Annotated in this window: 19 protein-coding genes; 11 read left to right on the top strand and 8 right to left on the bottom strand. The window is 70.0% G+C overall.

Translation table 11 applies throughout. From position 1 onward, the window contains the following. Positions 1 to 113 precede the first annotated feature (113 nt). The 4 genes from AC2DFQ_RS13925 (at position 114) to AC2DFQ_RS13910 (ending at position 5,165) form a co-directional block, all read left to right on the top strand. Entirely contained in the window at positions 114 to 1,055 is a 942-nt protein-coding gene (locus AC2DFQ_RS13925; protein ID WP_484534303.1) for a carbohydrate ABC transporter permease, read from the top strand. Next, positions 1,052 to 1,930, top strand: coding sequence for a carbohydrate ABC transporter permease (locus AC2DFQ_RS13920; protein WP_484534302.1), 879 nt, complete (start codon positions 1,052 to 1,054; stop codon positions 1,928 to 1,930). The genes AC2DFQ_RS13925 and AC2DFQ_RS13920 overlap by 4 nt, the downstream gene beginning before the upstream one ends. Before the next feature lie 88 nt (positions 1,931 to 2,018). Next, positions 2,019 to 3,359 carry an ABC transporter substrate-binding protein gene (locus AC2DFQ_RS13915; protein WP_484534352.1) on the top strand — a complete coding sequence of 447 codons (1,341 nt, stop codon included), beginning with the start codon at positions 2,019 to 2,021 and terminating at the stop codon, positions 3,357 to 3,359. A 60-nt stretch (positions 3,360 to 3,419) separates the two neighbouring features. Continuing rightward, a complete protein-coding gene (locus AC2DFQ_RS13910) occupies positions 3,420 to 5,165 on the top strand; it encodes a glycoside hydrolase family 35 protein (protein ID WP_484534301.1) in 1,746 nt (581 codons plus the stop codon). 7 nt (positions 5,166 to 5,172) lie between these two features. Here the strand turns inward: AC2DFQ_RS13910 and AC2DFQ_RS13905 are convergent, their stop codons facing one another. Then, complete coding sequence (locus tag AC2DFQ_RS13905; RefSeq protein WP_484534300.1) at positions 5,173 to 6,144, bottom strand: LacI family DNA-binding transcriptional regulator; 972 nt, start codon at positions 6,142 to 6,144, stop codon at positions 5,173 to 5,175. A 67-nt stretch (positions 6,145 to 6,211) separates the two neighbouring features. On the opposite strand from AC2DFQ_RS13905, the gene galT reads away from it, so the two are divergent. From galT to AC2DFQ_RS13890, 3 genes are all read left to right on the top strand, one after another. After that, complete coding sequence (gene galT / locus AC2DFQ_RS13900; protein WP_484534299.1) at positions 6,212 to 7,387, top strand: galactose-1-phosphate uridylyltransferase; 1,176 nt, start codon at positions 6,212 to 6,214, stop codon at positions 7,385 to 7,387. Beyond that, positions 7,384 to 8,538, top strand: a complete 1,155-nt coding sequence (gene galK, locus AC2DFQ_RS13895) for a galactokinase (protein ID WP_484534298.1) — start codon at positions 7,384 to 7,386, stop codon at positions 8,536 to 8,538. The genes galT and galK overlap by 4 nt, the downstream gene beginning before the upstream one ends. 114 nt (positions 8,539 to 8,652) lie before the next feature. Beyond that, positions 8,653 to 9,630 carry an aldo/keto reductase gene (locus AC2DFQ_RS13890; RefSeq protein ID WP_484534297.1) on the top strand — a complete coding sequence of 326 codons (978 nt, stop codon included), beginning with the start codon at positions 8,653 to 8,655 and terminating at the stop codon, positions 9,628 to 9,630. Between the two features lie 18 nt (positions 9,631 to 9,648). Here AC2DFQ_RS13890 and AC2DFQ_RS13885 read toward each other — a convergent pair whose 3' ends face one another. The 3 genes from AC2DFQ_RS13885 to AC2DFQ_RS13875 are packed head-to-tail and all read right to left on the bottom strand — an operon-like array spanning position 9,649 to position 12,774. Continuing rightward, positions 9,649 to 10,746, bottom strand: a complete 1,098-nt coding sequence (locus AC2DFQ_RS13885) for a zinc-binding dehydrogenase (RefSeq protein WP_484507945.1) — start codon at positions 10,744 to 10,746, stop codon at positions 9,649 to 9,651. Between the two features lie 25 nt (positions 10,747 to 10,771). Next, positions 10,772 to 11,749 carry a DMT family transporter gene (locus AC2DFQ_RS13880; protein ID WP_484507944.1) on the bottom strand — a complete coding sequence of 326 codons (978 nt, stop codon included), beginning with the start codon at positions 11,747 to 11,749 and terminating at the stop codon, positions 10,772 to 10,774. Next, positions 11,746 to 12,774, bottom strand: a complete 1,029-nt coding sequence (locus tag AC2DFQ_RS13875; protein WP_484534296.1) for a ketopantoate reductase family protein — start codon at positions 12,772 to 12,774, stop codon at positions 11,746 to 11,748. Before AC2DFQ_RS13875 ends, AC2DFQ_RS13880 begins: the two co-directional genes overlap by 4 nt. Before the next feature lie 94 nt (positions 12,775 to 12,868). Here AC2DFQ_RS13875 and AC2DFQ_RS13870 point away from each other — a divergent pair, with 94 nt between their 5' ends. Beyond that, entirely contained in the window at positions 12,869 to 13,228 is a 360-nt protein-coding gene (locus AC2DFQ_RS13870; RefSeq protein WP_484507942.1) for a Dabb family protein, read from the top strand. Then, positions 13,225 to 14,289: a zinc-dependent alcohol dehydrogenase gene (locus AC2DFQ_RS13865; protein ID WP_484507941.1), complete on the top strand. Its 1,065-nt coding sequence runs from the start codon at positions 13,225 to 13,227 to the stop codon at positions 14,287 to 14,289. The genes AC2DFQ_RS13870 and AC2DFQ_RS13865 overlap by 4 nt, the downstream gene beginning before the upstream one ends. Before the next feature lies 1 nt (position 14,290). Here the strand turns inward: AC2DFQ_RS13865 and AC2DFQ_RS13860 are convergent, their stop codons facing one another. Next, positions 14,291 to 14,989 carry a helix-turn-helix domain-containing protein gene (locus tag AC2DFQ_RS13860; protein WP_484507940.1) on the bottom strand — a complete coding sequence of 233 codons (699 nt, stop codon included), beginning with the start codon at positions 14,987 to 14,989 and terminating at the stop codon, positions 14,291 to 14,293. A gap of 212 nt (positions 14,990 to 15,201) precedes the next feature. Between AC2DFQ_RS13860 and AC2DFQ_RS13855 the strand changes: the two genes are divergently transcribed. Together AC2DFQ_RS13855 and AC2DFQ_RS13850 are read left to right on the top strand one after the other, a co-directional pair. Beyond that, positions 15,202 to 16,584 carry a M24 family metallopeptidase gene (locus AC2DFQ_RS13855; RefSeq protein WP_484507939.1) on the top strand — a complete coding sequence of 461 codons (1,383 nt, stop codon included), beginning with the start codon at positions 15,202 to 15,204 and terminating at the stop codon, positions 16,582 to 16,584. Beyond that, on the top strand, positions 16,581 to 17,447 hold the full coding sequence (locus AC2DFQ_RS13850) for an NAD(P)-dependent oxidoreductase (protein WP_484534295.1): 867 nt from the start codon (positions 16,581 to 16,583) through the stop codon (positions 17,445 to 17,447). Before AC2DFQ_RS13855 ends, AC2DFQ_RS13850 begins: the two co-directional genes overlap by 4 nt. A 257-nt stretch (positions 17,448 to 17,704) precedes the next feature. Here AC2DFQ_RS13850 and AC2DFQ_RS13845 read toward each other — a convergent pair whose 3' ends face one another. From AC2DFQ_RS13845 to AC2DFQ_RS13835, 3 genes are read right to left on the bottom strand one after another with little or no spacing between them, the layout of a single operon-like run. Continuing rightward, positions 17,705 to 18,784: an ABC transporter permease gene (locus AC2DFQ_RS13845; protein ID WP_484507937.1), complete on the bottom strand. Its 1,080-nt coding sequence runs from the start codon at positions 18,782 to 18,784 to the stop codon at positions 17,705 to 17,707. After that, positions 18,781 to 20,316: a sugar ABC transporter ATP-binding protein gene (locus AC2DFQ_RS13840; RefSeq protein WP_484534294.1), complete on the bottom strand. Its 1,536-nt coding sequence runs from the start codon at positions 20,314 to 20,316 to the stop codon at positions 18,781 to 18,783. The genes AC2DFQ_RS13845 and AC2DFQ_RS13840 overlap by 4 nt, the downstream gene beginning before the upstream one ends. A 4-nt stretch (positions 20,317 to 20,320) precedes the next feature. Continuing rightward, positions 20,321 to 21,514, bottom strand: coding sequence for a hypothetical protein (locus AC2DFQ_RS13835; RefSeq protein ID WP_484507935.1), 1,194 nt, complete (start codon positions 21,512 to 21,514; stop codon positions 20,321 to 20,323). Between the last annotated feature and the right edge of the window lie 74 nt (positions 21,515 to 21,588).

Genomic DNA, 21,588 nt, shown 5'->3' with positions numbered 1-21,588 from the left:
GCTCACGCGGTCCCCCCGGGATGTTGACGTTGACATGCTATCGGGCGACGACGTATGTTGACGTAAACATCTCCTTCCCGCCCGCGCGGATCACTCACAGAAGAGGCCGGACGATGACGACCACTGCGGCACCTCCACCGGTGATGCGCGCCCCCACCGCGAGCACGGCTCCCCGTCGCCGTAGTCGCGTGCGCGTGGACGACCGCGGCTGGATCTTCGTGGCCCCGTTCGCGATCGTGTTCGCTCTCGTGTTCCTCGCGCCGCTGGTCTATGCGCTGTATCTCAGCTTCTTCCGCGACCAGCTGATCGGCGGCAACGCCTTCGTCGGCTTCGACAACTACATCGCCGCGTTCTCGGATCCGAAGTTCTGGGACGGGTTCCTGCGCGTGGTCGGGTTCCTCATCATCCAGGTGCCCGTCATGCTCGCCCTCGCTCTCGCCGCGGCGCTCGCGATCGACAGCGCACGGCTGCACGCGTCCGGGTTCTACCGCATCGTGATCTTCCTGCCGTACGCGGTGCCGGCCGTGGTGGCGGTGCTCATGTGGGGGTACATCTACGGCGACCAGTTCGGTCTGACCGCCAACGTCAACCAGCTCCTCGGCGGAGACGTCCTGCGCCCCCTGTCCTCGTCGTGGATCCTCGTCTCGATCGGCAACATCGTCACGTGGCAGTTCGTGGGCTACAACATGCTCATCTTCTACTCGTCTTTGAAGACCATTCCGACCGAGCTGTACGAGGCCGCCGCGATCGACGGGGCGGGGGCATGGCGCACGATCTTCTCCATCAAGATCCCGGCGCTTCGCGGAGCGATCGTCATCGCGACGATCTTCTCCATCATCGGCAGCTTCCAGCTCTTCAACGAGCCGAACATCCTCAAGCCCCTCGCCCCGAACGCGATCTCGACGTTCTTCACGCCGAACATGTACGCGTACAACCTGTCCTTCGCCGGCCAGCAGTACAACTACGCGGCCACGATCGCGATCATCATGGGCGTCATCACCGCGGTCATCGCCTACGTGGTGCAGCTGCGCGGCTCCCGCCAGGAGGTGCGATGACCGCCCCGACCCTCGCTCGCACGTCGCCTGTGCGCGGGCGCCGTTCGACCGTCCTCACCCTGGTGATGGCGCTGTACCTCCTGTACACCCTCGTGCCGCTCGTGTGGCTCGTCATCAACGCGACCAAGACGCAGAGCGATCTGTTCAGCACCTTCGGGCTGTGGTTCGGGAACGGCTTCGCGCTCTGGGACAACATCGGACAGACCCTCACCTACCGTGACGGGATCTTCGTCCGGTGGCTGGGGAACACCCTCCTCTACGTCGTGGTGGGCGCCGGCGGCGCGACGATCCTCGCGACCATGGCGGGCTACGGGATGGCGAAGTACAACTTCCGCGGCCGCAAGGCGGTGTTCGCCGTGATCCTCGGCGCCATCGCCGTTCCAGGGACCGCGCTCGCCGTGCCGACCTTCCTGATGTTCAGCCAGCTGGGGCTGACGAACACCGCCTGGGCCATCATCATCCCGTCGTTGATCAGCCCGTTCGGCCTGTACCTCATCTGGGTGTTCGCGAGCGACGCGATCCCGACCGAGTTGCTGGAGGCGGCCCGCGTCGACGGCGCCGGCGAGCTTCGGACGTTCTTCGCCATCTCGCTCCGACTGCTCGCACCGGGGATCGTGACCGTGCTGCTGTTCGCGGTCGTGGCGACGTGGAACAACTACTTCCTGCCGCTCATCATGCTCAGCGACCCGGCGTGGTACCCCCTCACCGTCGGGCTCAACCAGTGGAACGCACAGGCCACGGGCGTGGCCGCGCAGCCCATCTACAACCTGGTGATCACCGGTTCTCTCCTCTCGATCATCCCGATCGTCGTCGCGTTCCTCCTTCTGCAGCGGTTCTGGCAGTCGGGGCTGAGCGCGGGAAGCGTCAAGCAGTGACGAGGGGGCTGCTGGGCGCCCCCTTCCCCTCGACCCCGGAGCGACCTGCCCCGGACCCACAACAAGCGAAGGACATCCCATGACATCCATGCGCAGGAACCCGGCGCTGCGGCGCGCCGCGTTCGTGGTGGCGGCGACCGCCATCGTCGGCGGCTCCTTGGCCGCGTGCTCGTCGGGCGGCTCTGCCTCCGGCGGAGGCAGCGGGAGCGCGGACGACCTCGAGGCGGCCTTGGAGGAGGGCGGCGAGATCACGTACTGGTCGTGGACACCGTCGGCCGAAGCGCAGGTGGCGGCGTTCGAGGAGGCCTACCCCAACGTCACCGTCAACCTGGTGAACGCCGGCACCAACACCGAGGAGTACACCAGGCTGCAGAACGCGATCATGGCAGGCTCGGGCGCCCCCGACGTCGTCCAGATCGAGTACTACGCCTTTCCGCAGTTCGCGCTGACCGATGCCCTGCTCGACCTGTCGCCCTACGGCTTCGGCGACCTCGAGGACGACTACACGCCATCCACGTGGGGCTCCATCGAATTCGACGGAGCCGTCTACGGCCTGCCGCAGGACTCTGGCCCGATGGCGATGTTCTACAACCAGGCGGTGTTCGACCAGTTCGGCCTCACCGTTCCCACGACCTGGGACGAGTACATCGCCACTGCTCAGCAGCTGACCGCAGCCGATCCGACCAAGCACATCACGTCTGACACCGGCGATGCCGGCTTCACCACGAGCATGATCTGGCAGGCCGGCGGGCAGCCGTTCGAGGTCGACGGCACCGACGTGACCATCGACCTCGCCGACGAGGGCTCGCAGCTGTGGGCCGACACGTGGAACCAGCTTGTGCAGGACGGCCTGCTCTCGGAGACAGCGGGCTGGACCGACGAGTGGTACCAGGGCCTGGGCGACGGCTCGATCGCGACACTGATCACCGGCGCGTGGATGCCGGGCGTCTTGGAGTCCTCGGTGCCGCAGGCCGCGGGCAATTGGCGTGTCGCGCCCATCCCGACCTACGACGGCACGGCGGTCACGGCCGAGAACGGCGGGGGCGGCCAGGCCGTGACGCAGCAGAGCGAGAACCCGGCACTGGCCGCGGCGTTCCTGGAGTGGCTGAACAACGACGAGGAGAGCCTGGAGATCTTCGCCGAGAGCGGCGGATTCCCCGCCACCGTCGCGCAGCTGGAATCCGAGGAGTTCCTCAACGTGGAGTCGGAGTACTTCGGGGGGCAGAGGATCAACGAGGTGCTCACCGCCGCCGCCGGCGAGGTGCGTGAGGGCTGGAGCTATCTGCCCTACCAGGTCTACGCGAACAGCGTCTACGGCGACACGGTCGGGCAGTCCTACGCCACCGGGGGCGACCTCAACGAGGGCATGTCCGCGTGGCAGGAGCAGCTCATCCAGTACGGCAACGACCAGGGATTCACCGTCGAGTGACCCCCGGTGCGGGGCGGCCCGGCAGCGGCCGGCCGTCCCGTACCCTGACCGAAGGACATCGTGAGCACCCTCACCCTCGGCCCGGACGAGTTCCTCCTCGACGGGTCCCCGCACCGCATCCTCTCCGGAGCGCTCCACTACTTCCGCATCCACCCTGACGCGTGGGCCGACCGCATCCACAAGGCGCGGCTGATGGGGCTCAACACCATCGAGACGTACGTGGCGTGGAACGCGCACGAGCCCGTACGCGGCCAATGGGACGCGACCGGCTGGAACGACCTCGGCCGCTTCCTCGATCTCGTCGCCGAGGAGGGGATGCACGCGATCGTGCGCCCCGGCCCATACATCTGCGCCGAGTGGCACAACGGCGGACTGCCCGTGTGGCTGACCGGCATGCCCGGCATCGGCCTGCGCCGCTCGGAACCGCGTTACCTCGACGAAGTTACGACGTACCTCCGGCGGGTGTACGACATCGTCGTGCCGCGGCAGATCGACCGGGGCGGCCCGGTGGCGCTCGTCCAGATCGAGAACGAGTACGGCGCGTACGGTAGCGACAAGGCGTACCTTCGAGCGCTCACCGATCTCACCCGCGCCAGCGGCATCACCGTGCCTTTGACGACGGTGGATCAGCCCGAACCCGGGATGCTCCGCGACGGAAGCCTGCCGGAGCTTCTGGTCACGGGATCGTTCGGCTCTCGCGCGCTCGAGCGTCTGGCCGCGCTGCGGGCGCACCAGCACACAGGGCCGCTCATGTGCTCGGAGTTCTGGGACGGCTGGTTCGACTGGTGGGGCGGGGTGCATCACACCACGGATGCGGCGGCGTCGGCCGCCGAACTCGACGCGCTACTGGAGGCCGGGGCCTCCGTGAACGTGTATATGGTGCACGGGGGCACGAACTTCGGTACCACCAACGGCGCGAACGACAAGGGCCGCTACGCGCCGACGGTCACCTCCTACGATTACGACGCCCCGTTCGATGAGGCGGGATATCCGACGGAGAAGTTCTTCGCGTTCCGCGAGGTGATCGCGAAGTACGCGCCGGTTCCCGACGAGCTGCCGCCGTCGCGCCCGGCGGCGCCCGTTCTGGCGGTGGCGCTGGAAGGCTCCGGCGACTGGGTGCCCGCGGCGTCCGCGGCGCCCGCGCATGACGTCCCGGCCTCCTTCGAGAGCCTCGGACAGCTCGGCCCCGTCGTCCGCTACGACGTCACTCTGCCCGACGGGGCGTTCGCCGGAGACCGCGCGACCCTCGCCATCGGCGAGGTGCGCGACCTGGCATGGGTCGCCGTGGACGGAGTGCCCGTCGGGCGGCTTTCTCGCGCCCTGCAGGAGCGGACGCTCGTCATCCCGCGCGGCCGGGAGCTCACCGTCGTCGTGGAAGACCAGGGCCGGGTGAACTACGGCCCGCGGCTCGGCGAGGGGAAGGGTCTCCACGGGGCGGTGACGCTCGACGGCATGCCGGTGGCGGGCTGGCGTTCCGCCCCGGTGGATCTCGCCGCCGCGGTGGAGCAGGTCGTGCACGCCGCACCCGGCGGAGGGATGGGTCGAGCGGGATGGCGCGGCACATTCAGCCTGGACGCATCCGCCGACCTGTTTCTCGACCCGGCGGCGTGGGGCAAGGGCTTCGCGTTCGTCAACGGGTTCTTCCTCGGCCGGTACTGGCGAAGCGGCCCGCAGCAGACCTTGTACGTCCCCGCCGCGGTCACGAACGCCGGTACCAACGAGATCGTCGTGCTGGAGCTGGAGGGCGTCGCTGAACCGGTGGCGCGCTTCGTCGCCGAGCCCCACCTGGGTCACCGCGAGGAGTAGGCCCGCGTCAGCGGGATTCGGAGCTCGCGCGCACGACCAGCCGCCCGGGCACCACCTGCGTGGTGGGCTCTGCGCCGTCCTCGATCATCGCGAGGAGCGCGGCGACGGCGCGCGCTCCGAGGGCGTCGAAGTCCTGGCGCACCGTCGACAGGGGCGGGCGGTACTGCGCCGCATCCACGACGTCGTCGAAGCCCACCACCGCGACGTCCTCCGGGATGCGGCGACCTGCGTCGGCGAAGGCGCGCAGCGCTCCGAGGGCCATCTGGTCGTTCGCCACGAACACGGCCGTCGCCTCGAGAAGCCCGGCTGCGGCGGCGTACCCCGACTGCGACGTCCAGTCACCGCGGACCACCGGCGGCACGCTCGCCCCGGCGGTCTCCAACGCCGCGCGCCATCCGCGCTCACGCTCGGCGGCCGCGAAGGATGCGGCGGGGCCGCCGAGGTGATGCACGGTCGCGTGACCCCCGGCGAGGAGGTGGTCCACCGCGGCCTCGGCGCCGCCGGCGTGATCGGTCTGGACGATCGCGAACCGGTCGTCGGGCGGAGAGTCGACGACGACCAGGGAGAGGCCGGCCGCGGGGTCGGATTCCCGGAGCAGCGTGGTGGCCTCGTTGAGCACGATCGCCCCGTCCGCCCCTTGATCGCGCAGCTGTGCGAACGCGTCGGCGACGCTGCGCGCGCCGGCGAGCGTCACGACGGTCAGGGCGTAGTCGCGCTGTGCCGCGACGTCGGCGATGGATTCCAGCATCCGCGAGTTGCCCACCGCGGCGAGGGATGCGGCGACGAGTCCGATCGTCCGGGTGCGACCGGTTCGCAGGGCGCGCGCCGCCCGGTGCATCCGGTACCCCAGTGTCGCCATCGAGGCCTCGACGCGGGCGCGGGTGGCGGGATCGACGCGCGGGCTGTCGTTGACGACCCGCGACACGGTCTGGGCCGACACTCCCGCGTGCGCGGCCACATCGGCCATGGAGATCGGCATCGCACCCCCTGTCACCTATCGACGATGGTGTGTTGACGATAACACGCGCGGCGGCTACCGTGTTATCGTGAACACACCACCCCCGGTGGAGGCCGTGCTCGGCGCCGGCGTCGTCAAGCGCCCCACCCGCGTGGCCGACGGCCGCGAGCTGATCTACTACGACGACCCCGGTACCGCCCTCCCGCCGGAGCGGTCGGTGGATGCGCGCACGCTCGACCCGCGCCCGGCCACCGCGACGATGCGCCAGGACGTACTGACCGGAGACTGGATCTCCATCGCCTCCGCGCGCCAGAACCGCGCTTTCCTCCCCCCGGCGAACCTCGATCCGCTCGCCCCGCAGACGCCGACGAATCCCTCCGAGATCCCCGACCGGTACGACGTCGCGGTCTTCGAGAACAAGTCCCCGTCCTTCGGGCCCGCCCTGGCGCACGCGACCGACGACGCGCCCGCAGGCGACGACGCCCCCGCCGGGCTCGACGACCTCGCGGCGCTGGGCCTCGGGCGCTCGCGCACCTCCGTCGGGCGGTGCGAGGTCGTGTGCTTCAGCCCGGAGCGCTCCGGCTCGTTCGGCACCCTGACCCGCACCCGCGCCCGCACGGTGATCGAGGCGTGGGCCGACCGCACGACCGCACTGTCCGCGCTTCCCGGGGTCGAGCAGGTCTTCCCGTTCGAGAACCGCGGCGAGGCGATCGGCGTCACGCTGCCGCATCCGCACGGCCAGATCTACGCGTACCCGTACATCACCCCGCGGACGCAGCGGATGCTGGATGCCGCGGCCCGCACGTCGACCGACCTGTTCGCCCGCATCCTCGAATCCGAACGCGACTCCGAGCGCGTCGTTCTGTCGGGCGAGCACTGGACCGCCTTCGTGCCGTTCGCCGCACGCTGGCCGATCGAGGTGCACCTCCTCCCCCACCGGCACGTGCCGGACTTCGCCGAGACGACCGAGGCCGAGCGCGACGAGCTCGCGCCCCTCTATCTGCGGCTGCTGCGCGGAATCGATGCGCTCTACGACTCCCCCACCCCGTACATCGCCGCGTGGCATCAAGCCCCGGTGCACACCGGCCGGGATGCGCTCCGCCTCCACCTGCAGCTGACCTCGCCGCGCCGCGCCGCGGACCGGCTCAAGTTCCTCGCCGGCTCGGAGTCGGCCATGGGCGCCTGGATCGCCGACGTGACCCCCGAGTCCCAGGCCGCGCGCCTGCGCGACGCGCTCGCCACCGTCCCGGAGAACATCGAATGACCGCCGCATCCGACCTGCTCGCCTCGATCACCGAACGCCCCCCGATCGGTGAGTGGTCAGCCCCCGGACGCGCCAATCTCATCGGCGAGCACACCGACTACAACGAGGGCTTCGTGCTGCCCTTCGCGATCGAGCACCGCACCTCCGCCGCCGTCGCCCTCCGCGACGACGACGTCGTGCGGGTGGTCAGCACATTCGCCGACGGTGCCGTGGCGGTGTCGCTGGCCGAGCTTGACCGGACGATCGCCGACGGAGGCCTGGACTGGGCCGCGTACCCGCTCGGAGTGGCATGGGCGCTGCGCGCCGCGGCACCCGATGCCGCGCCACGCGGTGTCGACATCGCGATCGCCTCCGACGTTCCCGTCGGCGCGGGGCTGTCGTCATCCGCCGCCATCGAGGGCGCCGTGGCCGGAGCGCTCAACGACGTGTGGGGCGCGGGGCTGGATCGGGTGGCCCTGGCGCGCGTGGGCCGCACCGCCGAGAACGACGCCGTGGGGGCGCCGACAGGGATCATGGACCAGATCGCCTCGATGCTGGGCCACGCCGACGCCGCGACGTTCCTGGACTGCCGGAGCCTGGAGACGCGCTCGGTCGACCTGGGGTTCGCCCGGGCGGGGCTGGAGATTCTCGTGATCGACACGCTCGTCACCCACGCGCACTCCTCGGGCGGTTACCGCGAGCGCCGCGAGTCGTGCGAAGCCGGCGCGCGCCTCATGGGCGTTCCCGCCCTCCGCGACGTGACGGTGGCCGACCTTCCCCACGCGCAGGAGCTCATGGACGACGTCACCTTCCGCCGGGTGCGGCACATCGTGACCGAGAACCAGCGGGTGCTCGACACGGTCGCGACCCTGGATGCTGACGGCCCTCGCGCGATCGGCGACCTGCTCACCGCATCCCACGCCTCGATGCGCGACGACTTCGAGATCTCGGTCCCCGAACTCGATCTCGCCGTGGAGACGGCTCTGGCCGCCGGGGCCCTGGGCGCGCGCATGACCGGGGGCGGTTTCGGCGGCGCCGCGATCGCACTGCTCGAGTCCGCCCGCGTGGGCCCCGCCGCATCCGCCGTGTCCGACGCCTTCGCCACCGCCGGCTTCGCGTCTCCCCGCACCTTCACGGTGCGCCCCTCCGAGGGCGCGCGCCGCGACGCCTGAGTCGAGAAACGACGATCCGGACGAGACGGCACGCCCCGCGCCCTTTCTCGTCCGGATCGTCGTTTCTCGCAGAGGGGCCACGCGCGGGATTGTCGGACGGGCATACTGGACGGCATGGATTACGTACGGCTGGGACGCAGCGGCCTGGAAGTGTCACCCCTCGCGGTCGGGTCGATGAGCTTCGGCGAGCCCGGTCGTGGGACGCACCCGTGGACGCTTCCGGAGGAACGCAGCCGGGAACTCATCGCGTACGCGCTCGAGCTCGGTCTGACCTTCTTCGACACCGCGAACGTGTACTCCGACGGCTCGGGCGAGGAGATCCTCGGGCGTGCCCTGCGCGACATGGCGAACCGCGACGAGATCGTGCTGGCGACGAAGGTGCACGGGGTGATGGGCACAGGCCCCAACCGCCGGGGGCTCTCGCGGAAGGCCATCGTGCAGGAGGTCGACGCGAGCCTGCGACGCCTCGGCACCGACCGGGTCGACCTGCTGCAGATCCACCGTTTCGATCCGGACGTGCCGCTGGAGGAGACGCTCGTCGCGCTGGATGACATCGTCCGTGCGGGCAAGGCGCTGTACCTGGGCGCGTCGTCGATGCGCGCGTGGCAGTTCGTCGAGGCCCGCGAGCGGCAGCGCGAGCTCGGCCTCGCGCCGTTCATCTCGATGCAGAACCAGTACAGCCTGATCTACCGCGAGGATGAGCGCGACCTGCTCCACTACTGCGCACACGCCGGCGTCGGGGTCGTGCCGTGGAGCCCTCTCGGCCGCGGCACCCTGACGCGGCCCTGGGGCACCGAGACCCGGCGAACCGAGACCGATCTCGTTGCGCAGAAGAACTACCGGCAGGCGGTGGATTCCGACCACGCCGTCGTCGACGTGGTGCAGGAGATCGCCGCCGAACGCGAGGTTCCGATGGCGCACGTGGCGCTCGCCTGGTTGCGCCAGCAGCCGGCGGTCACGGCACCGATCGTGGGGGCCACCGACGAGCGGCACCTTCGCGACGCCGTCGCTGCGCTGGAACTCACCCTCGACGACAGCGAGATCGCGCGCCTGTCCGCGCCGTACCGCCCGCGGCTTCCCGAGCAGTTCTGAGGCCGGCTGCGCCGCGCCCTACGCCGTGACGATCGGCGTGAGCTCTCGCCGGTCTCGGGACGCGGCGAGGGTGCCGGCCATCTCGCTGAGGGGGCGGATGCCGCCCACCAGCGCCTGGGGGTCGACGAGGCCGCCCGCCATCCACGGCAGGAAGCGGGCCATGTCGCGCGCCATGTCGAGCCGTCCGCTCTGCGAACTGCGCACGTCACGACCGCGGAGAGCCAGGTCGAACAGCGGGAACTCGACGGACGTGTCGCGCGTGACGTACGACGTCAACGTCACCACGCCTCCCAGCCGCGAGAGGGCGAACGCGTCGCGCACCGACTCGACCGTGCCGCCCGCGTCGAGCCCGTGGTCGGCGCCGCGCCCGCCGGTCGCGTCGCGCACCCGCTCGACGACGTCCCCGTCTGCAGGATCGAGAACGACGGTCGCCCCCAGCTGCGCGGCCAGCGCGCGCCGCTCGGCGAGGGGGTCGACCGCGATGATCTCCCCCGCCCCCGCGGCGTGCGCGGCCTGCACCATCCATAGGCCGACCTGACCGCATCCGACCACGACCACCGACTCGCCCGGTGCGACGCGCGCGACGTTGATCACGGCCCCCATGCCCGACACGACGCCGCACCCGAACATCGCCAGCCACGCGTCGGGCAGGTCGCTGTCGGTCGGAAACACCTGGATGTCACGGATCACGGTGCGCTCGGCGTAGGTGGCGGATGCTCCCGGGCCGCGGACCGCGCGGCCGTCGGCGAGCGTACCGATCGTGGGCGCGGGTGCGAAGAGTTCGGCGCACTGGTCGATGCGCCCCTGCGTGCACCAGAAGCACCGGCCGCACTCCGGCGTGGCGGTGATCAGCACGCGCGTCCCGGGTGTGGCCCGAGCATCCCGCCCCGCATCCACGACCGTTCCGACCGCGGCGTGCCCGAGGACGGCAGGGTAGAGGCCGCCCTCGCCCAGGCCCGTGTCACCCCGCAGGGCGATCCAGTCGCTGTAGCAGAAGGCGCTCGCCGCGATCTCGACGACGACATCCGCGGGGCCGGGGTCGCGCAGGTTCACCGTCTCCACGGTGAACTCCGTCGCACCCTCGTGCGCCACAGCGGCGATGGTGGAAATCGGCATGTCGGGCCTCCTTCGCGTCGGGCGGTCAGGGCAGGGGGTCGGGGGCGGGCGCCCGGAGCTGCGGGGCATCGGACCCCCGGGAACGGCGCGAGAGCGACCCCATCCCCGCCATCCCCACCGCGGCGACGGCGAGGGCCGCAGCGATCACGGATGCCGGGGTGAGTCCCACAGCATCCACGGGGGCGATCAGGTCCACGACGATCGATCCGATGGCCTGTCCCGCGGCGATGCAGAGCATGAGGCTGAGCACCCCGATCGCGCGGACGGCGAGCGCGGAGACCACGCCGATGACGGCGCCCAAGCCTCCGCCGAGCGGCGCCCACCACGGAATCGCGCCGAAATCGAGCGGCTCGAACGTCATCGAGACGAGCAGCGCCGCGCCGACGAACAGAGCCGAGACACCGAAGTTGATGACGGACATGACGGAGAATTCGCCCGTCGCGACGATGAGCCACGCGTTGGCCGCCTGCTGGATGGCGATGATCGCACCGGCGAGAACGACCACGACGATGACGAGGAGGTTGCCGACCTCGAACCGCCCGAACGCCCCGACCATCACCGCGACCACCGCGACGCCGATCCCGGCGAGACGGAAGACGCCCAGGGAGCGTTTCCCGCCGGGGCCGAGGCTCCACGAGTCCGCCGCGACCGATCCGGCGAGCTGGCCGAGCGTCACCGCGACGCCCACCGCCACGACGCCGACATCGGGAGTGACCGCGATGATCGCCAGGACCGCGCCGAAGCCCATCACGCCCCCGAAGAACCACCACCACCGCAGCCGCGTGCGCCCCGCGCGGAGGTTGCGGACGGCCCGCGGGAAAGCGCCCAGGGCGAGCGCGACGATCAGCGCGAGCGCGAGGCCGCTGCCGTGGTTCACCGCGGTGGCCAGTACGGGCGAGCCCACGAGGACGCTGGTGTGCCCGTTGATCGAGGTCTGGACCGACACCGCGGCGCCGGCTCCGACTGCCGCCGCGGTGGCGAGGAGCGCCCCGCGGCGGGTCACTGTGCTGCGCCGAGCATCTCCGCGAGCAGGCTCGGATCCGGCTGCAGTCCCTCGCGCTCGATGCGGTGCGCCAGGCGCACGACCGCGTCGTTGACGGGTGTCGCGATGCCCAGCCGCGCCCCCTCGGCAGCGACGTGGCCGTTGAGGTCGTCGACCTCCGAGTGGCGGCCCTTGGTCCAGTCCTGGAGGACCGTGGTGGTGGCACCGGGTACGACGAAGCCCGCGAAGAGCTTGTCGGTCATGATGTCGACGACCGTGGCGGGGTCGGCCACCTCGTCGGGAGTGAGCCCGAAGATGGGAAGAATCGGATGCCCGAGGGCCCGGCCCACGGCGAGGGCCTCGTTGCCGGCGGCGACCATCACGTCGCGATAGCCCGGGGTGTGGAGCGCGTCGAGCATCGGCAGGCCGAGGATGGCGGAGGTCACCAGAAGGGTCGAGTTGCTGACCAGCTTCATCCACTTGGCCGCCTCGATGTCCTCGACCATCGCCACCGTGCCGGCCGAGCGCAGCAGATCGGCGATCTCGCCGGCGCGGTCGGCGGGCCCGCCGGGGAGCGCACCGACGGCGAACCACGAACGCGAGACGGGGGTGTGGCGATGAACGATGCCGGGTTCGTTCATCGTCGCGGAGCACTCGATGACCGCACCCATCGTGCGATCGGCCCCGACCGCGTCTTCGACCGTGTGCGCCGTCATCCCGTTCTGCACACCCACCATCAGCCCGTCTTCGGCGAGGTAGGGCGCGAGCAGGCGTGCCGCCCACGGCGAGTCGTACGCCTTCACCAGCATCAGGACGACGTCGAACGGCTGGGTCAGCTCGGCCACCTCGCACAGGTGGATCACGTGAGGCCGGACGTGCAGGTCTCCGTCCGGAGACAGGACGTGCACGCCATCGGACCGCATGGCTTCGACGTGTGCGGGCCACTGTTCGACGAGGGTCACGTCGTGCCCGGCGGTGATCAGATCCGCCCCGACCGACGCGCCATTGGCGCCGGCCCCGAGCACGGCGATCCGTGGACGACTCATGCCGACTCCTTCCGACGCTGGACAGCGCCACTTTACAGCAGCCGCGCAGACGATTCCCCGCTACGCTGGATTCTGCTCCCCGATGTGCCCGCGAATGTACATCGGCGCTGAACACCTCGACGAGGAGAAGGGACAGGACGCCATGATCCTGCACATCGCCGCCTTCCGGTGGAAAGAAGAAGTCACCGAGGCCGACGTGTCGGCGCTCACGGAGGCCCTGAGCGCGATGGCGGCGGGGATCCCCCAGCTCCGCTCCTACGTCGCAGAGCCGAACCTGCACCTGCGCCCCGCGGGGTCCGACTACGGCGTCGCCGCGATCCTGGACGACCAGGAAGGTCTCGACGCCTACCTCGATCACCCCGATCACCTCGCCGTGTACGACAAGTTCATCGGGTGGATGATGGCCGAGCGGGCCGCCGTGCAGCTCCCGATCTCCGAGGGCTCATTCCGATGACCGACATGCAGGCTGCGGTCCTCCACGGGGTCGGCGACCTGCGGGTCGAGTCCAAGCCAATCCCCGCACCGGGGCCCGGCGAGGTGCTCGTGCGCATCAGCGCGTGCGGGGTGTGCGGGAGCGACGCGACCGAGTTCGGCCGCCACCTCGTCCTGGCCGAGCCGCCGGTCGCACTCGGACACGAGTTCGTCGGCACGGTCGAGACGCTCGGCGAGGGGGTCGGCTCCCTCACCATCGGTGCCACCGTGGTGTGCGGCGCGGGTATCGCGTGCGGCGAGTGCAAGCCGTGCCGCGCCGGGCGGACCAACCTCTGCCGCTCCTACAAGACGCTCGGTTTCGCCTATGACGGCGGCCTCGCCGGCTACGTGGTCGCGCCCGCGGGCATCCTCCTCGACGTCAGCGACACCGGTCTCAGCACCGACACCCTCGCACTGGCCCAGCCGCTCGCCATCGCCGTGCACGCGGTGCGCCGCAGTGGACTCCGCGCCGGGCAGGATGCCGTCATCGTCGGGGCAGGCGGCATCGGCACGTTCATCACGGTCGCCGCGGCGGCCACCGGTGCACGCGTGCTGGTGGTCGACCTGAACCAGGAGCGCCTGGACCTCGCGCAGCGCCTCGGCGCGACGGCGGGGCTTCTGTCGGGATCGATGAGCCTTGACGACAAGCTCGACGAGCTCGGCATGGACGTGGACGTCTTCTTCGAGGTGAGCGGCTCGGCCCCCGGTCTCGCCTCGGTCCTCGAGACGGCCAAGCCCGGCTCGACCATCGTCCCCGTCGGCATTCAGCGGGGCGAGCCCGCCCTGCCGCTGGGATCGTGGACCCTGCGCGAGTACACGATCATCGGCACCGTCGCGCACGTGTTCGCCGACGACTTCCCCGAGGCGGTGCGCCTGCTCGGCACGCGCGAGGACTGGTCTGACATCGCCGGCGAGGTCATCCCCCTCTCCGACGTCGCCGACCAGGCCCTGACGCCGCTGCTGGAGGGTCGGTCGACGCAGATCAAGTCGCTCGTGGACCCGTGGGCCACCGAGGCCCGTCCCGCCCGCCACGGACGGCGCTGACTCAGGTCAGTTCGTCCATCGCCCGCAGTACGTCGACCGCCGACGCCGGAGTACCCGGCTCGGCGGTCGCGTCTGTCGTACGCCCCGGAGCATCCGGCAGCGACCGGTTCTGCTGACGGCGGCCGACGACGAACCACACCCCGCGGGCCACGGCGCCGGAGCGGTTGGTGTACAGGTGCGGACGCACCGAGTCGAACTGCAGCGAGTCTCCCGCCCGCAGGACGTACGTCTCGAAGTCCAGGTGCAGCGTCAGCTCGCCGTCGAGCAGGTACGCGTATTCGATCCCCGCGTGGCGCATGAGCTTGCCTTCGACGGAGCTGCTCGCGCCCGGCTCGTAGGTCACCAGGAGCGCATCGGCCGGCCCGCCCGCGCCGGCGGCCAGCCGTTCCCACCGCACGCCGTTCTCCATCTCGATGACGGGGTTGTCCGCGGCCCGCTGCACATCGGGCAGCGGCGGACCGTCGTGCCCGAACATCTGCTGCGCCGGCGGCCGTGTCGACGGGATGCCGAGGAGGTCGTCGAGGGAGACCCCGAGGTGGCTCGCCAGCGCGTACAGCGTCGAGACGGATGGCTGCGTCTTCCCGATCTCCACCTGCGAGATGAGGCTGGCGGAGACGCCGAGCGACTGCGCCACGCTGCGCAGGCTCAACCCGCGTTCGGTGCGGGCCGCACGGATGCGTTGACCCAGGCTCTCCGGCATGGTGCCGCCTTCCGTCGTCGCGCGTCGCGCGCTGCCGACATTGTAGAGGCGCTCCTCCCGTCGCCCGTGTGAAGTGACAGCCGATGACCGGCGCCAGTGCATCAGGCCACCGGCAGCGACACCATCCCTGGGCGCGAGGAGGGGCCGGTGTTAAGCTGGACTTCACGCGCGTACAGCGCCACCGCGATCATCCGCGACGAAGGAGCAACTCGATGAAGAGCACGGGGACCACCGGAACCAACGGCGTCGACTGGGAGCAGCGGGTCGATTTCGACCGCCTCCGGGATGAGCGTCTGGCACGCCTGAAGGCGCAGCTGGATGCGTCCTCCCTCGGCGCGGTGCTGGCCTTCGACTTCTCCAACATCCGCTACATGAGCGCCACCCACATCGGCACATGGGCGATGGACAAGCTCATCCGCTTCTCGCTCCTCACGCGCAACACCGACCCCATCGTGTGGGACTTCGGTTCGGCCGCCAAGCACCACAAGCTCTACAACCCGTGGCTCGACACCACCACCGCCGAGATGGACGCGAACCCCAGCGCCCCGCACGAGGGCGCGAAGCGCCCGCGCATGGAGTCGGGAGCGCGCGCCGGCATCTCGACCCTCCGCGGCGCCTTCCCGCCCGACGCGGGGATCGCCGAGGGCGTGGCGAAGAAGATCAAGCGCGAGCTGGAGAAGTTCGGCCTCGCCGACCAGCCCCTGGGCGTCGACGTGATCGAGCTCCCGATCCTGTTCGCCCTCCAGAAGGAGGGCATCCAGGTCGTGGACGGCCAGCAGATCTTCATGGAGGCCCGCCGCGTCAAGACGCACGACGAGATCCGCCTCCTCACGCAGGCCGCGTCCATGGTGGATGCCGCCTACGAGGAGCTGTACCGGTTCCTCCGCCCGGGCGTCCGCGAGAACGAGGCGGTCGGGCTCGTCGCCAAGACGCTCTACGACCTCGGCTCCGAGTATGTCGAGGGCGTCAACGCGATCTCCGGTGAGCGCTGCTCCCCGCATCCGCATGTCTTCTCCGACCGCCTCATCCGCCCCGGCGACCCGGCGTTCTTCGACATCCTGCACAGCTGGAACGGCTACCGCACGTGCTACTACCGCACGTTCGCGGTGGGTTCGGCAAGCTCCGCCCAGCGCGACGCGTACACCCGCGCGCGGGAGTACATGGACCGCGCGATCGCGCTGGTGAAGCCCGGTGCCACCACGGCCGACATCGTCAAGGTGTGGCCCACGGCGCAGGAGTTCGGCTTCGCCGACGAGGAAGCCGCCTTCGCCCTGCAGTACGGCCACGGCGTCGGACTGTCGATCTGGGAGAAGCCGATCTTCTCGCGCCTCACCTCCCTCGACCACCCCGAGGTGCTGCAGGAGGGCAACGTGTTCGCGCTGGAGACGTACTGGCCGTCCGCCGACGGCTGGGGTGCCGCGCGCATCGAGGAAGAGGTCGTCGTGACCGCCGACGGGTGCGAGGTCATCACCAAGTTCCCGGCCGAGGAGCTCATCGTCGCCGGTCGCCGGTACTACACGATCGACGGTCCGCTGAACCTCGAGCGCGACGCGCAGTCGCACAAGAACACGGTGTGGGGGCGCGGAGAAGCGTGAGCACCGTCGGATTCCTCGGCCTCGGGTCGATGGGGCGCGGCATGGCCGCGCGGCTGGTGAACGCCGGGCATGACGTCGGCGTGTGGAACCGGTCCGAAGGCCCCGTCTCCGCCCTCGTCGAGCAGGGGGCTTCGGCAGCGAGCGTGGAGGAGGCTCTCGCCGCCGACGTGTCGTTCTCGATGCTCGCCAACGACGCGGCGGTGGAGAGCGTGCTGCATCCGGAAGCGCTGGCGGCAGCATCCGGCCGCACCCACGTCGTCATGGCCTCGATCTCGCCGTCGCTCGCCGACCGGCTCGAGCGCACCTTCGCCGACGCCGGCGTGGGCTACGTCGCAGCGCCCGTCCTCGGCCGCCCGGAGGTGGCCGCTGCCGGACAGCTCAACGTCCTGGCAGCCGGCGCTTCCGACGTGGTCGACTCGGTGATCCCGTACCTCGAGATCATGGGCAAGCGCGTGTGGCGGCTGGGTGAAACCCCCTCGGCGGCCAACGCCGTCAAGGCGGCGGTGAACTACAACATCATCCACGCGCTGCAGGCCATCGGCGAGACCGTCGCGATGACCGAGCGCGTGGGCGTGCCGCCCGAGGTCTTCACCGAGCTGCTGTCGAACACGCTGTTCGGCGGCATCGTCTACACCGGCTACGGCAAGATGATCGCGGACGAGAAGTACCACCCCGCCGGTTTCTCGATGAGCCTCGGCCGCAAGGACCTCGGACTCGCCGCGGAGGTGGCCGCGGCCGGCGGGGTAACGCCCGCGACCCTGCCCGCCCTCATCCAGGTGTTCGAGGCGGCCCTCGCCGATCCCGAGCTGAAGGATGCGGACTGGAGCGCCATCGCGGAGGTCTCCCGCCGCGACCTGCTCTGACCCTTTGCTGCACAGAAGCCCCTCGCCGTCCGCGGCGGGGGGCTTCTGCGTTGCGGCGCCGGAGCGTCAGGGTGCCGTGCCGCGCCCGCTCCACCCCGATGCGTTCAAAACTCAGGAGACACGCCGTGCGACCGCTGCCCGGTGGGCGCCGGAGGCCGGAATCTCCTGAGTTTTGAACGGAGAGAGGTGGCAGCCGCACGTCGCCCGCGGAAACGAGGACGCCCCCGCCGAAGCGGGGGCGTCCGGGGGATGCGGCGTCAGGCCCCGCGCTTGCGGAACGGCAGCGCGCGGCGGATGGCGCTGCCACGCTTGGCCGTGCGCTCCCAGCGCGAGAGACCGACGGCGGCGAGCAGCGCGACACCGTTGAACAGGTCGCTGACCCAGTTCTGCGCGCCCAGGAGCTGCAGCCCCTTGATGCCGACGGCGAGCACGTACACCGAGATGACCGTTCCCCACACGTTGAAACGGCCGCCCTTGAACTGCGTCGACCCGAGGAACACCGCGGTCAGCGCGGGCAGCAGCAGGCCGGGACCGACCGTGGGGTCACCGGCGTTGATCCGGGATGTCAGGAGCACACCGGCGAAGGCCGCGATGACGCCACCGGCGACGAGCGAGAGGATCTGCAGGCGCGACACGTTCACGCCCGACAGGCGCGCGCCGTCCGGGTTGTAACCGGCGGCGTACATGCGCCGACCGAAGGGCGTGCGCTCCAGGGCGTACCAGACGATCAGCGCGATGATCAGCATGATGAACACCGGGTTGGTGATCTTCAGGCTCGGGTTGTCGGGCGAGAGCGGCAGGCCGCCGGTGGCGAAGGCGCGGAAGCCCTCCTCCAGCCCGATGATCTGACGGCTCTCCGACATGAACGCCAGCCCCGCCAGGAGGATCGAGCTCATACCCAGGGTGGCGATGAAGCTGTCGATCTTGCCCTTGGTGATGATGAGGCCGGAGATCAGTCCGATGAGCGCTCCGGCGGCGATCGTCAGCGGGATCGCCATCCCCCACGGCACGCCGAACTTCACCTGGAGGACCGCGACGAGGATGACCGCGAAGCCGACCTCAGCGCCGATGGCCAGGTTGAAGACGCCGTTGACCAGCGGGATGAGTACGGCGATGGCCGCGAGCACCGTGATCGACTGCGCGTCCAGGAGTACGAGCCACGTGCCGGGAGTGAGGAACGTCCGCGGGGTGATGATCGCGAAGATCGCGAACAGCACGATGAAGATGTACAGCGCGCTGATGTTGCGGAAGGAGAGCATCCGCCACCAGCCTCCGCGCGTGACGGTGGCGTTCGACCCGGTGGCCTCGGCCACGGGAATCGTCTCGGTCTTGTTCACTTCTCTCCCTTGCCCACGAGCCCGTAGCCCTCCATGATCAGCGCCGTCTCGGTCAGCTGATCACCTGCCAATTCCGCCGCGACCTTGCCGCCGCGCAGCACCAGCACGCGGTTGCACAGCCGGACGAGCTCCTTGGCCTCGGAGGAGCAGACCAGAACGGCCGCTCCGCCCTCAGCCGCGGCGTCGATGGCGTCGTAGATCGCCTGCTTCGCGCCGATGTCCACGCCCTGCGTCGGCTCCTCCAGGAGCAGCACGACCGGGTTGTTGCGGAGCCATTTGGCGAACACGATCTTCTGCTGATTTCCGCCGCTGAACTGCGCAAAGATCTGCTCGCCGCGCGGCGGCTTCACGTCGTACTTCGCCATGAGCTCGGTCGTGTGTGCCCGCTCGCGGGCGCCGCTGATCGCTCCGAGCGGACCGGTGAGCGATTTGAGTTCGGGGAGCGTCACGTTCTCCCGCGCGGTCATGGGGCGCACCGACCCGAAGCGCGCCCGGTCGCCCGGCACGAAGCCCATCCCCCGCCGGATGCTCTCCTGCGGGTTGCGGTGCGGGTAGTTCTTGCCCTGCACGGCGAAGGTCTCGGCATCCGAGTCGATCGAACCGAACAGCATGGCCGGGAGCGCTTCGCGGCCGGAGCCGAGCACGCCGGCGACGCCGACGACCTCGCCGGCGTGGATCGTGATGTCGACCCCGTCCAGCGCCGCGCCGGTGAGGCCCCTCACGTCCAGCGCAACAGCGCCCAGGTCGCCACGGAACGGCTCACCCGTCTCGGCCTCGCCCACCGGCACGCCGGTGACGAAGGAGACGAGCCGGTCGTGGTCCATCGTGACCCGCGACTCATCGGCGACCTTCACCCCGTCGCGCAGGATGACCACGCGATCGGCGATCTCCAGCACCTCGTCGAGGCGGTGGGAGATGAAGATGACCCCGGCGCCGGCGGCAGCCAGCGACTTCACGGCCTCGAAGAGCACCTTCACTTCGCTCGCGTGCAGGGCCTCGGTGGGCTCGTCGAGGATGAGGATGTTGCGGGGGTGGGTCCAGCCGTCGAGCGCGCGAGCGATCCCGATGATCGAGCGCTGCGCCGGAGCGAGGCTGCCGATGGGCACATCGAGGTCGAACGGCTCACCGAAGCGGCCGATCAGCTCGCGGGCGTGCGCACGTTCGCGTTTGCTGTGGAATGGAGCGAGCGCCGAAATGCCCTTGTCCTTGGTGATCCCCAGGTTCTCCAGCCCCGTCAGTTCCTTCGCGAGACCGAGGTCCTGGTGGATGACGTAGAGGTTGGTCTGCTGTCCGTCCACCTCGGCCAGCTCGACGGTGCCGCCGTCGGAGGTGTACACGCCGTCGAGGATCTTCACGAGGGTCGATTTGCCCGACCCGTTGTGACCGACGACGGCGACGATCTCGCCGCTGGCGACATCGAGTGAGACCTCATCCAGCGCCCGGTTGCCCGGGAAGTCCTTGATGATGCCGTCGATACGGAGGAGCCGCGGGGCGGCCGAAGCCGCCCCGCGTCCGGATGAAACATCGGTCATCGAATTACTTTCCCCACAGGGTTTTGAACTCGTCCTCCATACCCGGGTACGCCACGTACCCGGTGCCGAGGGAGTCCTCGGCGTTGCGAATGGTCACGAAGTGGGAGAGCGTCTGGGCGGTGTTCACCCAGTCGCCGAGGTAGGGCACATCCATGCCCTGCATCCGGCGCAGGCCCTCATCGACCTGCAGCCACATGAACAGGCCGAAGTCCACCGCGTAGCCGGCGACCTGCTGGCCGTCGGCGATCTGCTGGAAGTTCGGCGGCAGCGACGACTGGCCGAGTCCGTAGGCGTTCTCGATGCCGGCGAGGGCCGCCTTATCCTGCAGCCCGATCTGGAACTGGTCGCCCATGCTGATGAAGAACTGCGTCTCGGGGTGCGCCTGCAGGTCCGACACGATCTTGTCGGCCGGGCTCGGGTCGGCGATGGAGATGTCGACGATACGCAGGGTGCACTCGGCGCAGAGCTCCTCGAGCTTCTCCGCGATGCGCACGTTCTGCAGCGCCGAGGAGGGGAGCTCCGGGATGCTGTAGGCCACGAACTCGGTCGCAGTGCCGCAGGTGAGCGTGACGGCTCCGGCCGCGAGCACGTCGCTGTTCACCGTGACACTGCCCAGCCCGCCCAGAGAATCGACGAGCCCGAACTCCTCGGCGTTGAGCTGACCGCCGTAAACCACCACGGCGCCCTGATCCTGCAGCTGCTTCAGCTGGTCCTGGAAGAAGATTGCGTCGACCGACTGATCGAAGACGATGTCCGGCTGCATCTCCACGACCGAGTTCATGGCCGAGTTGATGCTCTGAGCGTCCGAGCCGGTGTCGACGTTGACGAACGTGATCCCGGCCGCCGCGGACGCAGCCGCAAGGCTTTCCTGGAAGATCGCCGCCACCGGCGTGCCGTTGTTGAGGTAGACGGCCGTCGTGTCGGGTGACACCGGCTCCTCAAGCGGCTCGGTCGCGAGGATCGACGTCGCGGGCTCCTCGAACGGCGCGATGAATTCCTGCGCTGACTCGAAGTCGATGCCCTCGATGGGGTCGGTCGCGCAGGTTCCGTCGTCGGCCATGTAGGTGAGTTCGACCTCGGACTCGCCTCCTCCGCCGCCGCCCCCGGCGTCGCCGCCACCCCCGGAGCAGCCGGCGGCGAGAAGCGCCACCGTCACCAGGCTCGTGAATCCCAGGACGTTCTTGATGCGTCTTTGCATGGTGTTCGCTTTCTCTCCCCGACGGCCGCGTCTGCGCGGCTCGTTTTCAACGACCTCATCGTCCGAAGAAGGAT

It is taken from the genome of Microbacterium sp. Z11_20 (assembly GCF_057197605.1).
The sequence above is the reverse complement of the archived record's forward strand: the minus strand, read 5'-3'. Positions and strand labels throughout refer to the sequence as shown.

Excerpts from the sequence above, each read along its gene's own strand:
- AC2DFQ_RS13925 (WP_484534303.1), top strand. The coding sequence starts at position 114 with ATGACGACCACTGCGGCACCTCCACCGGTGATGCGCGCCCCCACCGCG.
- AC2DFQ_RS13920 (WP_484534302.1), top strand. The coding sequence starts at position 1,052 with ATGACCGCCCCGACCCTCGCTCGCACGTCGCCTGTGCGCGGGCGCCGT.
- AC2DFQ_RS13915 (WP_484534352.1), top strand. The coding sequence starts at position 2,019 with ATGCGCAGGAACCCGGCGCTGCGGCGCGCCGCGTTCGTGGTGGCGGCG.
- AC2DFQ_RS13905 (WP_484534300.1), bottom strand. The coding sequence starts at position 6,144 with ATGCCGATCTCCATGGCCGATGTGGCCGCGCACGCGGGAGTGTCGGCC.
- galK (WP_484534298.1), top strand. The coding sequence starts at position 7,384 with ATGACCGCCGCATCCGACCTGCTCGCCTCGATCACCGAACGCCCCCCG.
- AC2DFQ_RS13890 (WP_484534297.1), top strand. The coding sequence starts at position 8,653 with ATGGATTACGTACGGCTGGGACGCAGCGGCCTGGAAGTGTCACCCCTC.
- AC2DFQ_RS13885 (WP_484507945.1), bottom strand. The coding sequence starts at position 10,746 with ATGCCGATTTCCACCATCGCCGCTGTGGCGCACGAGGGTGCGACGGAG.
- AC2DFQ_RS13875 (WP_484534296.1), bottom strand. The coding sequence starts at position 12,774 with ATGAGTCGTCCACGGATCGCCGTGCTCGGGGCCGGCGCCAATGGCGCG.
- AC2DFQ_RS13870 (WP_484507942.1), top strand. The coding sequence starts at position 12,869 with ATGTACATCGGCGCTGAACACCTCGACGAGGAGAAGGGACAGGACGCC.
- AC2DFQ_RS13865 (WP_484507941.1), top strand. The coding sequence starts at position 13,225 with ATGACCGACATGCAGGCTGCGGTCCTCCACGGGGTCGGCGACCTGCGG.
- AC2DFQ_RS13860 (WP_484507940.1), bottom strand. The coding sequence starts at position 14,989 with ATGCCGGAGAGCCTGGGTCAACGCATCCGTGCGGCCCGCACCGAACGC.
- AC2DFQ_RS13855 (WP_484507939.1), top strand. The coding sequence starts at position 15,202 with ATGAAGAGCACGGGGACCACCGGAACCAACGGCGTCGACTGGGAGCAG.
- AC2DFQ_RS13840 (WP_484534294.1), bottom strand. The coding sequence starts at position 20,316 with ATGACCGATGTTTCATCCGGACGCGGGGCGGCTTCGGCCGCCCCGCGG.
- AC2DFQ_RS13835 (WP_484507935.1), bottom strand. The coding sequence starts at position 21,514 with ATGCAAAGACGCATCAAGAACGTCCTGGGATTCACGAGCCTGGTGACG.